The sequence below is a fragment of the Pseudomonas sp. P1.31 genome (genome assembly GCF_001269815.1).
GTDB classification, from domain to species: Bacteria; Pseudomonadota; Gammaproteobacteria; order Pseudomonadales; family Pseudomonadaceae; genus Aquipseudomonas; species Aquipseudomonas rustica.
On the sequence record NZ_LHVN01000007.1, the window covers coordinates 285,156 to 297,245 of the forward strand.

At 60.1% G+C, this 12,090-nt stretch carries 12 protein-coding genes; 7 read left to right on the forward strand and 5 right to left on the reverse strand.

The window, feature by feature from the left end; all coding sequences use genetic code 11:
• Positions 1 to 180: 180 nt before the first annotated feature.
• On the reverse strand, positions 181 to 1,557 hold the full coding sequence (locus AD669_RS04545; RefSeq protein WP_053117236.1) for an L-serine ammonia-lyase: 1,377 nt from the start codon (positions 1,555 to 1,557) through the stop codon (positions 181 to 183).
• 135 nt (positions 1,558 to 1,692) lie between these two features.
• Here AD669_RS04545 and AD669_RS04550 point away from each other — a divergent pair, with 135 nt between their 5' ends.
• Both AD669_RS04550 and AD669_RS04555 read left to right on the forward strand, forming a co-directional pair.
• Positions 1,693 to 2,640, forward strand: a complete 948-nt coding sequence (locus tag AD669_RS04550) for a LysR substrate-binding domain-containing protein (protein WP_053117237.1) — start codon at positions 1,693 to 1,695, stop codon at positions 2,638 to 2,640.
• Between the two features lie 199 nt (positions 2,641 to 2,839).
• Complete coding sequence (locus AD669_RS04555) at positions 2,840 to 3,247, forward strand: HPF/RaiA family ribosome-associated protein (RefSeq protein WP_053117239.1); 408 nt, start codon at positions 2,840 to 2,842, stop codon at positions 3,245 to 3,247.
• Between the two features lie 237 nt (positions 3,248 to 3,484).
• On the opposite strand, the gene AD669_RS04560 is transcribed toward AD669_RS04555, so the two are convergent.
• The 4 genes from AD669_RS04560 to AD669_RS04575 form a co-directional block, all read right to left on the reverse strand.
• The gene (locus AD669_RS04560) at positions 3,485 to 3,853 is read right to left on the reverse strand and encodes an endonuclease domain-containing protein (protein ID WP_053117241.1); all 369 of its coding nucleotides are present in this window, start codon (positions 3,851 to 3,853) and stop codon (positions 3,485 to 3,487) included.
• 208 nt (positions 3,854 to 4,061) lie between these two features.
• Entirely contained in the window at positions 4,062 to 6,395 is a 2,334-nt protein-coding gene (gene fecA, locus AD669_RS04565; protein WP_053117243.1) for a TonB-dependent Fe(3+) dicitrate receptor FecA, read from the reverse strand.
• 179 nt (positions 6,396 to 6,574) lie between these two features.
• Positions 6,575 to 7,507: a DUF4880 domain-containing protein gene (locus AD669_RS04570; RefSeq protein WP_053117244.1), complete on the reverse strand. Its 933-nt coding sequence runs from the start codon at positions 7,505 to 7,507 to the stop codon at positions 6,575 to 6,577.
• Complete coding sequence (locus AD669_RS04575; RefSeq protein WP_053117247.1) at positions 7,504 to 7,992, reverse strand: sigma-70 family RNA polymerase sigma factor; 489 nt, start codon at positions 7,990 to 7,992, stop codon at positions 7,504 to 7,506. Before AD669_RS04575 ends, AD669_RS04570 begins: the two co-directional genes overlap by 4 nt.
• A 186-nt stretch (positions 7,993 to 8,178) precedes the next feature.
• On the opposite strand from AD669_RS04575, the gene AD669_RS04580 reads away from it, so the two are divergent.
• Genes AD669_RS04580 through AD669_RS04600 form a run of 5 tightly spaced genes read left to right on the forward strand, consistent with a single transcriptional unit; the run spans position 8,179 to position 11,947 of the window.
• Positions 8,179 to 8,484 (forward strand): DUF3649 domain-containing protein, encoded by a 306-nt coding sequence (locus AD669_RS04580; protein WP_053117249.1) that lies wholly within the window; start codon positions 8,179 to 8,181, stop codon positions 8,482 to 8,484.
• Entirely contained in the window at positions 8,481 to 10,067 is a 1,587-nt protein-coding gene (locus AD669_RS04585; RefSeq protein ID WP_053117251.1) for a PepSY domain-containing protein, read from the forward strand. The genes AD669_RS04580 and AD669_RS04585 overlap by 4 nt, the downstream gene beginning before the upstream one ends.
• On the forward strand, positions 10,067 to 10,393 hold the full coding sequence (locus AD669_RS04590; RefSeq protein WP_053117253.1) for a DUF3325 domain-containing protein: 327 nt from the start codon (positions 10,067 to 10,069) through the stop codon (positions 10,391 to 10,393). The genes AD669_RS04585 and AD669_RS04590 overlap by 1 nt, the downstream gene beginning before the upstream one ends.
• A gap of 1 nt (position 10,394) precedes the next feature.
• The gene (locus tag AD669_RS04595; RefSeq protein ID WP_053117255.1) at positions 10,395 to 10,961 is read left to right on the forward strand and encodes an RNA polymerase sigma factor; all 567 of its coding nucleotides are present in this window, start codon (positions 10,395 to 10,397) and stop codon (positions 10,959 to 10,961) included.
• The gene (locus AD669_RS04600; RefSeq protein ID WP_053117257.1) at positions 10,958 to 11,947 is read left to right on the forward strand and encodes a FecR family protein; all 990 of its coding nucleotides are present in this window, start codon (positions 10,958 to 10,960) and stop codon (positions 11,945 to 11,947) included. The genes AD669_RS04595 and AD669_RS04600 overlap by 4 nt, the downstream gene beginning before the upstream one ends.
• Positions 11,948 to 12,090 lie beyond the last annotated feature (143 nt).

Genomic DNA, 12,090 nt, shown 5'->3' on the forward strand with positions numbered 1-12,090 from the left:
ATCGACATCAAAAGATCGCAGCCTTCGGCAGCTCCTACGGGGAGTTTGCAAGGGACATGCCGGAAAAATTGTCGAACAATGAACACGGCGATAAAAAAGGCGAGCCACGGGGCTCGCCTTTTTTTATCGCGCGGTTTCAGGGCAGAACTGCGCAGATGACCGCTGACAGTGCAATCGCGATCAGCACTCCACCCAGTTCACCGCCAGGCCGCCGCGCGAAGTTTCTTTGTACTTGTCGTGCATGTCGGCGCCGGTATCGCGCATGGTGCGGATGACCCGATCGAGGGAGATGAAGTGATTGCCGTCGCCGCGCAGGGCCATTTGCGTGGCATTGATCGCTTTCACCGCCGCGATCGCGTTGCGCTCGATGCACGGCACTTGCACCAGCCCGCCGACCGGGTCGCAGGTCAGGCCGAGGTTGTGTTCCAGACCGATTTCGGCGGCGTTTTCCAATTGCTCCGGAGTGGCGCCGAGCACGTCAGCCAGACCCGCAGCGGCCATTGCGCAGGCCGAGCCGACTTCGCCCTGACAACCGACTTCGGCACCGGAGATCGAGGCATTTTTCTTACACAAAATACCGACGGCAGCCGCGCCGAGAAAGAACGCGACAACATCGTCGTCAGACGCGTCCGGATTGAATTTCATGTAGTAGTGCAGAACCGCCGGAATGATCCCCGCAGCGCCGTTGGTCGGTGCAGTGACCATGCGTCCACCCGCCGCGTTTTCTTCGTTCACCGCGAGGGCGAACAGATTCACCCATTCCATTGCCGACAAGGTCGAGCTGATCACATTCGGTTTGCCGATTTCCAACAGGCTGCGGTGCAATTTCGCCGCACGACGCGGCACATTGAGACCGCCGGGCAGAATGCCTTCATGGCGCAAACCTTGTTCGACGCACTCCCGCATCACCGACCAGATGTGCAACAGGCCCTGACGGATTTCGGCGTCGCTGCGCCAGGCGCGCTCGTTGGCCATCATCAGCTCGGACACCCGCAAGCCATGCTTTTTGCACAACGACAGCAGTTCGGCGGCGCTGGAAAAATCGTACGGCAGCACCACGTCGCCGGCCGGGGCTACACCCGACTCGGCTTCCGCCGCTTCGACGATGAAACCACCGCCGACCGAGTAGTACGTTTGCTCAAGCAGCACGTCGGTTTCGCCGAAGGCTGTCAGCGACATGGCGTTGGGGTGGTAGGGCAGGCTCTCGTCGAGCAGTAGGAGATCTTCCTGCCAGTTGAAGGCAATCGCGCGTTGACCGGCGAGGGAGAGTTGGCCTGACTCACGCAATTGCTGGATGCGCGGGTCGATGGTCGACGGATCAATGCTGTCTGGCCATTCGCCCATCAGGCCCATGACCGTGGCGCGGTCGGTGGCGTGGCCGACGCCAGTGGCCGAAAGCGAGCCGTACAGGCGGATTTCCACGCGCCGCACATCATTGAGTAACCGCTGGTCGATCAGCGCCTGAGCGAAGGTCGCAGCGGCGCGCATCGGGCCGACGGTGTGGGAACTGGACGGGCCGATGCCGACTTTGAAAAGATCGAAAACACTGATAGCCATACTAAAGCCTTGCAAGTCATGGAGTAGGAATCGCCGCCATTTTTTGTAGGCCAAGCGCAATGTCGGCGATACTGCCTCTCTCGGTCTGACGTGACCAACGAAACTTCCTAAGACAGCCTTTAGCAGGACTAAACGATGAGTCGTCAATTGCACGCACAGACCTATGTCTGGCTACAGGTGTTTTCATGTGCCGCGCGGCACCTGTCATTCACCCGGTGTGCAGAAGAACTGCACATCACCCCGGGCGCGGTCAGCCAGCAAATCCGCCAACTGGAAGAGCGCCTTGGCTTTCGCCTGTTCCATCGGCGTGCGCGGGGCGTGGAGTTGAGCGCGGAAGGGCAGCGGCTGGCGATCACGGTCAACGAGGCGTACGGCAGCATCGATGCGGAATTGCGTCGACTCGATGCCGGGATGATCAGCGGCACGCTGCGGGTGCGCTCGATTCCATCGTTTCTGAGTAAATGGCTGACGCCACGCTTGCCGCGCCTGCAACAGCGTTTTCCGGATATTCAGTTGCGACTGGTGGCGGAGGACAGCAGCGTGCCGTTGCACGAAGGCGACTTCGATCTGGCGATCGATCTCAACGACGGCAGCTATCCGGGATTGTTATCCACAGCCTTGCTCGATGAGCAGATTTTCCCGGTGTGCGCGCCGAGCCTGCTACGCGGGCGCCCACCGCTGCACGGGCCGGCGGATCTGGGGCATTTCCCGCTGCTGCACGACATCACCGCCTGGCGCGGCAGTTATGAATACGCGGAGTGGGAGTTTTATCTCAACGCGATCGGCTTCGAAGGCGCCGACGTACGGCGCGGGCACACCTTCAACCGCAATCACCTGACCATCGAAGCGGCGATTGCCGGCATGGGCGTGGCGATTGCCCGGCGCACATTGCTTAACGATGAACTGGAGCGGGGCGCGTTGATCGTGCCGTTCGGCTTGTCGGTGCCCAATCACAAACGTTACGTGTTGCTCTATGCGCCAGGGGTGCTGAGCCATCCGGGCGTGCGTGCGGTGCATGATTGGCTGGTCGAAGAGGCGGGGATTTTTCGCAGCTTGCACCCGTTGAACGACGGGCAATTGTGAGCAGATTTTGCCGGGTTGCGAGGCGACCCAACTCCCGACCTTACCAGCGCTTTACTCGGTTGTCCGGCTTTTTTTGCGAATGAATATTTATCTTTTCTCAGGGGTTGAAATGTTCGGCAGTCGGGCCGATTGTTGTAACCAAGGGGTCAGGAAATTCAATTCAGGCCCCTCGCGAGCTAGCTGAAATAAGGGATGAACTATGCAAATCCAAGTCAACAGCGATAACCATGTTCAAGGCAGTAAACGACTGGAGGAGTGGGTACGTACAACCATTGAGAGCACGCTCGACCGTTATGAGGAAGACCTGACCCGTGTCGAAGTCCATCTGAGCGACGAGAACGGTGACAAACCAGGACCGCATGACATGCGCTGCCAACTGGAAGCGCGGCCAAAAGGCCATCAACCGATTTCCGTGACCCACAAAGCCGATTCGCTGGAACAGGCGATCGACGGCGCTGCCGAAAAACTCGAGCACGCCCTGGAGCACCTCTTCGGCAAACTGCGAGGTAAACCACGCGCCGCTGTAGTGCCCTTCACCGGCAAGGCCAACGACAAGCTGTTGGCGGAAGAATTTGACGAGAATGAACAGGCAGCGATCAACAGTTGATGCGCTGATTCTATAAGCCAATCTGATGGGAACGGGTCTGCGGAAGCGGGCCCGTTTTTTTGTAGCAGGACAGCCCCTCACCCCAGCCCTCTCCCAGAGGGAGAGGGGGCCTACCGAGGTGTCTTGCGGGGTACATCGACCTGAAAGACCGAGTCGATTATGGATTCGGTAAAGCAGAATCAGGTCGGCGTGACTCGCAAGCATCCCCCAATCAGTCCCCTTCCCTCCGGGAGAGGGTTAGGGTGAGGGCAATTTTCGAGCTGCCGCTATTCGTATGAGCTGCTCCAGTACGGCATCCATCTGCTGAAGTACCTCCAGATTGCTGAACCGTACGACCTCAATGCCCTGTTGATACAGGTAGAGAGTTCGGCGCTGGTCATGGATCAATCCCGACGATTCAAAGTGCTGCCCACCGTCCAGCTCAATCGCCAATTTCAGCTCAGCACAGTAAAAATCCAGCACGTAAGGCGGGCAGGGAAACTGTCGGCGGAATTTAAGATTGGCGATCTGGCGGGAGCGTAATCTCTGCCAGAGCAGGAGTTCGCAGTCGGTTTGCTGGGCGCGTAACTGGCGGGAGAACTGGACGAGGGTGGGGCGAGTTTGCATGCTTCACGATCCTTGTGAAGTTGATTTGATATTTCACTGTAGCCGAGAACCCTCACCCCAGCCCTCTCCCAGAGGGAGAGGGGGCCGATCTTAGTTGTATCAAGACTTGAGTTCGGCTCGATATTGCATGTCGGCGCAATACGCCAAAACAACGCGGTCAGTCCCCTCTCCCTCCGGGAGAGGGTTAGGGTGAGGGGCTCTTCAATCCTCAGAACGCTACCGAAGTCTGCACATAAACCGTCCGCGGTTCCCCCACATACTTGCCTTTGTTGTTGTCATCAAACGAGCGCGTGAAGTACTGCGTGTTAAAAATGTTCTTCACTCCCACCGCCACATTCAGATTCGACAACTGCGGCCCAAAGTCATACCCCGCGCGGCTGCTGAACAGCATGTAACCCGGGATCTTGCCGTTACTGCCATCCGCACTTTCCTTCGAAGTGTTGGCATTATCGGCGAACTGGTCACTCTGGAAACTGCTGTCCAGATTCAACTTCCACGCCCCTTCGGTGTAACCCATACCAATCGTGCCCTTGTGCTTTGACGAGAACGGCACCCGATTACCTTTATTCGGCCCATCTTCACGAATGGTCGCGTCAACGAAGGCGTAAGTCGCGTAAACATCGAAACCCGCCAGCGCCGGGCTCAAGTCATCCAGCGCGTAGTTGACGCTGGTCTCGATACCCTGATGACGGGTCTCACCCCGGGCGATCACCGAATCGTTGGTCTGATTACTTTCATACTGATTGTCGAAGTTGATCAAGAACGCACCAATCTCCGCGCGCAACGCGCCATTGTCATAGCGAGTACCAAGCTCCCAGGTGCGGGCCTTTTCCGGTTTCACTTCACCGCTGCTCACGCGGTTGGGCATCTGGCTGTATTGCACGCTGCCGAATGAGCCTTCGGTGTTGGCATACAGATTCCAACTGTCGGTCAGGTGATACAGCACGTTCAGCGCCGGCAGCGCGGTGTTGTAGTCGCCCTCGTATTTGACGTTAGTCAGGTTGTTGGTTTGCTGCGAGTCGATCATCTCGTAGCGCACGCCCGGGGTGATTGTCCATTTGCCGATGTCGATTCGGTCATCGACGAAGAACGCATTGGCCTCGGTGCCGCCGCGGGTGTCGCGGTCATTGCGGCTGTTGGTGGTCGGGTATTCGTTGCTGGCGATCGGCGTGCGATAGCGCAGTTCGTGGCCGGCCTCGTTGATGTAGCGGTAGCCGATGCCGACTTCATGGCTGGTCGGGCCGAGGTCGAAGCCTTGGGCGAAACGGGTTTCCAGGCCGCGTACCCAATACTCGCGTGGCGACAGCGAAAGGAAGCTGCCCTGATCCAGATAACCGCTGCGCAGGGTTTTGGTGAAGAAAGTATTGGCGGTGAATTCGCGGCGATCTTCCTGATAGCGATAGCCGAAGTTGAACATGGTGCGACGGCCCCAGAACTGGTCTTTCGGGCGCGTCGACTGATACGGATCGGCATCGTAATCGGCGACGTTCAGACCGCCGGGCATGTCGGCCTTGCCTTCGTAATACTGCGCCATGGCGTTGAAGCTGTTGGCCTCGTCGAGCTGGTATTTGCCCTTGAGGATCAGGTCGTCGATTTCGCTGTCGCTGTGTTCGCGCCAATCACCGCCGCGCGTGCCGGAGTAGAGCAATGCGCCGCCGAGACCGTTGGCGTTGGTGCCGCCAGCCAGCAGGTTGGCGCTGGTCTTGAAGCCGTCGTGGCTCGACGAAGGGCTGGTCTCAGTCTGGAAACCGCCCTTGACCGTTGGCTCGTCAGGAATCGCGCGGGTGACGAAGTTGACCACGCCGCCGACGTTCTGCGGGCCGTAACGCACCGCGCCGCCGCCGCGCACCACGTCCACCGCATCCATGTTGCCCATGCTGATCGGCGCGAACGAAAGCTGCGGTTGGCCGTAAGGGGCGAACGGCACCGGGATGCCGTCCATCAACACGGTCGAGCGTGCGGCCAGACGCGGATTCAAACCGCGAATGCCGAAGTTCAGCGCCATGTCGTGGCTGCCGGTGCCGTTGTTTTCCGGGGCGTTGACGCCGGGGATGCGGTTGAGCACATCACGCGCCTGAGTCGCGCCTTGTCGTTCGAACTCTTCGCGGCGGATCACATCGCGCGCGCCGGGGTGTTCGAAGACGTTGATCTGCGCGGCATCGCCGAGCCAGTCGCCGACGACATTCGAGGTGTCCAGCTCCAGCGCGGCATCGGTGATCGGTTGCAGGCTGAACGCGTTGTTACCTTCGGCGCGTGCTTGCAGACCGGTGCCTTCGAGCAGCGCATTCAAACCTTGCTCAGGCGTATAGCTGCCTTCCAGCCCACGGCTTTGTACGCCGCTGGTGATTTGTGAACCGAAAGAAATCAGCGCACCCGCTTCACGGCCAAACTGGTTGAGGGCGTTTTCCAGCGACGACGGTGCGATGTGGTAAGCCTTGGCGTCGGCCGCCATCGCGGCGGGCAGGGCGCTGAAGCTCAGGCTGGCGCCGAGGACGAGATTGCGCAGGCTGCGGGCCAGTGGCGTGAGGCGGGTGGGGTGCATGGTGGATGATCCTGAGAAGGTTGAATCAAGGGGGCTTTCCTTCTCTGTCACGCCAGATCTGAAAAACGGCTCATTTATTTTTCAAGGATCAAAAGATCGCAGCCTGCGGCAGCTCCTACATTTGCAATGCATATCTCCTGTAGGAGCTGCCGAAGGCTGCGATCTTTTGATCTTGTTCCTTACACCCGCGCCGCAACGGTCACCCAATACCGGGTAAAGCGCTTTACCTTCACCGGCAAACTGATTTCCAGCAGATCAAGAATCCGCTCACTGTCGTCGAGCGGATACGTCCCGGAGATCAACAAATCAGCAACCTTCCTGTCGCAATTAAGCTGCCCGCGACGATAGCGACCGAGCTCATCGAGAAAATCCCCCAAGCGCATATGTGCCGCCACCAACATGCCGTCCACCCACGCTCCACTGTTGGCATCCAGCGCTTTCGCTTCACCAACAGACGTCGAGGTAAAACTCAGTTGCCGCGCCACCGGCAGCAGCATCGGCGCACGCCCATCGGCGCTTAGTTCGACCCGCCCTTCAAACAACGCCACCTGCGTGCGATCAGCCAATTGCCGCACATTAAGACGCGCGCCCTGGGTTTTCAGAATGCCCTGCGCCGTGCGCACTTCAAACGCGTGCGACGCGGTCAGGAGCATTTCGCCTTCAAGCAAACGAATCAAACGCTGATCAACACGCACGTCAGCCGCACTCGCCGTATTGAGGTGCAACTGATCGCCCGCACCCAACTCCACCTTGCGCCGCTGACCAACCGGGCTGCGGTAATCAGCAAGCAGCGACGGCAGCGGATTGTGCTCACGCATTCCCCAGGTCGCAGCCGAACCGGCGCCAAGAATCAGCAACAATTTCAGCGCCTGACGTCGACTGCCCGACTTCGGCCCGTTCAACGCCGCATGCGCCAGCGGTGAAGACACACCGCGCAACCGCTGATTGACCCGCTGAATGTGTTCCCACGCCCGCCGATGTTCGCTGTGCGCCTCCAGCCATTGCTGCATCGCCATCTGCTGGCGCGGGCTCAGGACGCCTTGCTGCATTTCCATCAGCCAGTGCACAGCCTGTTCGGCGACCTGCGAAGAAAAATCCGGCGCGCGATTCATAGGGCGAAGTAGCAGCGCATCGCCGCTTTGTTCAGATGACGTTTGACCGTGGCCACAGAAATGCCGAGTTCGGCGGCGATCTGTGGATAAGTCAGGCCATCGACCTGCGCCAGCAAAAACGCGCGTTTGACCTGGCGCGGCAAACCGTCGAGCAACTCATCCAGCTCCATCAGGGTTTGCAGGATGATCGCTTTATGTTCTTCCGACGGCGCGAGCATTTCCGGCATCTGCGCGAGGGTGTCGAGATAGGCGTGCTCCAGATCCTGACGGCGGTAGTGATTGAACAACACGCGCTTGGCGAGGGTGGTGAGGAACGCGCGCGGCTCGATGATCACCGGCGGTTCGCGAGCGGTCAGCACTTTGATGAAGGTGTCCTGCGCCAGATCCGCCGCGCTGTCCGGGCAGCCGAGTTTGCGCCGCAGCCAGCCGGTCAGCCAGTTGTGGTGGGCCTGATAGAGCGATTCGACGGGATGGGCGGACGACAACGGTGGCTCCGGGCGTTTTGTTGACGCGGTAGAGAGGTGCGTTAGAGAACAAGAACTGTTCGCATTGTAGGGTGCGCAGACGGTGTCCGGCAATCAGATGCTTTTGCGTATGAGAATATTTATCATTAATATTGCTCGACTGTTGTTCGGCTTGTCGGCCGGACGTTTTCGTTTCAGGGTCGAAACATGAAAGCCAAACTCGCCACACTTCCCATGTCCTATCGTCTGGCCGTTACCTCGCGGGTGCTGGCGGCGGTGTTTGGCGGCTATCTGGTCGCGGCGCTGGCCAGTGTCACCCTGACAATGTGGTTGCCGCTCAACCGCGCCGAAGCCGTGGTGACCGGCATGACCGTCTCGTTTCTGGTCTATCTGGTGGCGGTGTTGTGGTGCTTTGCCTGCCGCACGGCGTGGTCGGCGTGGGTCGGTTTGCTAGTGCCGAGCGTGATTCTGGCGACCATCTCCGGCGCTGCTCGCGGGTTGGGCTTTGCATGAAAGAGGGTTTTCGCCAGGCCATGGCTTGGTTGCACACGTGGGTCGGGCTGGTGTTCGGCTGGTTGCTCTTCGCGATTTTTCTGACCGGCACGCTGGCCTATTTCAATGACGAAACCACTCACTGGATGCAGCCGGAAATTCCCTCGCGACCGTTGAATGCCGAGGCGAGCCTGGCGCTGGCGCAAAATTATCTGCAACAACATGCCGCCGGCGCCTCGCGCTGGCTGATCGACTTGCCCGACGCCCGTGATCCCGGCCTGACCGTGCGCTGGCAGCAGTCACCGGGCAAACCCGGCGAACGCGGCCGCTTCGAATCGAAAACCCTCGACGCGCAAACCGGCAGCGAAGTGCAGGGCCGCGAAAGCATGGGCGGCGAGTTCTTCTACCGCTTCCACTTTCAGCTGCAAATGCCCTATCCGTGGGGACGCTGGCTGGCGACAATCGCCGCGATGGTGATGTTCGTCGCGCTGATCACCGGGATCATCACCCACAAAAAAATCTTCAAAGACTTCTTCACCTTCCGCCCCCGCAAAGGCCAGCGCTCCTGGCTCGACGGGCATAACGCGGTCGGCGTGCTGGTGCTGCCGTTTCACCTGATGATCACCTACAGCAGCCTGGTGATTTTCATGTCGATGGTCATGCCGGCGAGCATTTTGGCGTCGTACGGCAGCGACGTGAACAAGTTTTATGATGAAGTATTCCCAGCCTCCAATACCCCGGAGCGCGCCAACATTGCGCAGGCGCTGGCGCCCATGGCACCGCTGTTGGCCAAGGCCAGCGAACAATGGTCGGGCGGCCATACGGCGCGACTGTCGGTGAACAATCCGGGCGACGCCAATGCGACGGTGGTGCTGTCGCGTGCCGGCGACGGCGTGGTGCACGATTTCGGCCGTGCGGTGACGTTCAACGGGGTCAGCGGGCAGATGCTCGGCAGCACACCGAATCAGCCGATGGCCATGGCGGTCGGCGGCGCTTTCTATGGTTTGCACATGGGCCACTTCGCCGGGCCGGTGTTGCGTTGGCTGTACTTTATTTGCGGGCTGGCCGGCACCGCGATGATCGGCACCGGGCTGGTGATCTGGCTCGGCAAGCGTCAGCTGAAACACGCGAAGAGCGGCGTGATGCCGTTCGAACTGCGGCTGGTTGAAGTGCTGAACATCGCCAGCATGGCCGGGCTGGTGACGGCGATCGCGGTGTTTTTCCTGGCCAATCGTCTGCTGCCGACAGGTCTGGCCGGACGTGCGGATTGGGAAGTGAATGCGTTCTTTATCGCCTGGGGCTTGAGCGTGGTTCACGCGCTGTTGCGGCCGGGGCGCAAGGCCTGGGTCGAGCAGCTTGCGTGCGGCGCGTTGCTGTTTACTGCCGTGCCGGTGATCAATGCGCTGACCACGCCGTGGAATCTCGCAGCGACCCTTACGCAAGGCGATTGGACGCTCGCCGGTTTCGATCTGACCTGCCTCGCCACCGGCGTGTTTCTGGCGTGGGCCGCATGGAAAATGCAACGCGCCGCCGGCACCGTCAGCGTGAAAAATCCTCGTCGCGAAAAGACCCGGGCGATCACCCTTGAGCAGGGAGCGAACTAATGTTGCTGGCGCTGCTGCTGTGCTATGCCGGGTTCACCGCGTTGTGTCTGTCGATGCCGCGACATCACGATGAATTGCTCGGCCACAAACCTTCGGCCTCGCGTCGTCAGGCGCTGAAAATCGGCGGATGGTTGTTGCTGTGTTTGTCGCTATGGGCGGCGGTGACGGTCAATGGCTGGAGCTTTGGCCTGGTCGACTGGTTCGCCGTGCTGATGCTCAGCGCATTGACGCTGGTGTTGCTGATGCCGTATCGCCCGCGTCTGGCGTTGGCGCTCGCCGGGCTGAGTCTGTTGGCCAGCCCGGTGGCGGCATGGGCGCAGTGCTGAGGTGTTGATCGGTCTCCCTCCGGAATCCCGCGACGACGAACCGCGCGGGGCGCGTGCGCATTTTCTCCAGGTGTTTCTGTCCCAGCGTTCGCAGATGGAAGCGCTGGTGAATCGGCGCGTCGGCTGCCGGGCGACGGCGGCGGATCTGGTGCAGGATCTGTTTCTGCGTTTCTGGCGGCGGCCGCTGGTGCAGGTCGAGGAACTCAGCACTTATCTTTTACGTTGCGCCGGCAACATCGCCATCGACCATTTGCGCAGCGAAGGTACGCGCTCGCGAGTCAACGAAGGCTGGCAACCGGATGAGCCGCACAGCCACGGCAGCGAGCCGCAAGCCGCGCTCGAAGCGGGCAATGATCTGCGTCATGTCGAAGCCGCGTTGCGTGCATTGCCCGAGCGCACCCGACAGATCTTTTTGCTCAATCGCATCCACGGTCGCAAGTACGCCGACATCGCCAAAGCCATGGGCCTGTCCCAAAGTGCCGTGGAAAAACATATGATGCGCGCCCTCGAGGCCTGCAAGGCCAGCCTGCGCGAACCCGCGCCACGCCTGCCAGGGAAAGCACCGTGAAGCCAACCGATTACGTCACCCCGACACTGGCTCAGGAGCAGGCCGCATTCGCCTGGCTGAGCCTGTTGCATGACCGGCCAAGCGCGGGCGATCAACTCACCTTCAGCCAATGGCTACGCGCCGATCCGGCCCACGCCGAGGCTTATGCGCAGGCGCAAGTGGTCTGGGAGTTGAGCGAAGGCCCGGCGCGAACGTTGGCCGATGAAGACGCTTTGGCGCTGCAGGATTATCTCGATGCGATGGATCGACCGCGTCGTCCGCAGCTGTTGCGGTGGTCGGGTGCGCTGGCGATGGCCGCGTGTCTGTTGTTGATGATCAGCCTCGGCACCGGGTGGCAGCCGCAGCGCTGGATTGATGATCTGGGGGCGGATTACGTTTCCGCACCGGGGGAAATTCGCACGGTGACGTTGGCTGATCAATCGCAAGTTACCCTCGATGCTGACAGTGCGATTGCGGTGGATTTCAGCCGGGGTGAGCGGCATGTGCAGTTGCGCCGTGGCGCCGGGTTTTTCACGGTTACGCACACTGGTGAGCCGTTTGTGGTCGAGGCCGAGAAAGGCTCGGCGCGGGTGCTTGGGACGCAATTCGAGGTGCGACTGCAAGCGCATGGCGCGCAGGTGACGGTGTTGTCCGGGCGTGTCGGGGTGACGGCGGATCGTGATGGCGAACAGCAGATTCTCACGGCTGGGCAGCAGGTTACTTATGGTGAGGGTACGGCGGAAAAACTGCATTCTGTGGACAGCGAGGCGCAACTGGCCTGGCGGCAGGGTTGGCTGACGTATTACAAGTCGACGCTGGGGGACGTGGTGGAGGATTTGCGCCGGTATTATCCGGGGCGGATTGTGCTGCTCAATGATGAGCTGGCGGCGCGCAAGGTCAGTGGCAGTTTTCCGAGCAAGGATCCGCAGGCGGTGTTGAATTCTTTGCAGGGGGTGTTGGGGTTTGAGCAGCATCAGGTGTTGGGGCATTTGATTATTTTGCGTTGAGGCAAAGTCAAAAGATCGCAGCCTTCGGCAGCTCCTACATTGAAATGCGATCCCCCTGTAGGAGCTGCCGAAGGCTGCGATCTTTTGATCTGAAAAAATATTTTCAAATTGTGATGAGGTAAACCCAGGCCCCATCCGTGTAG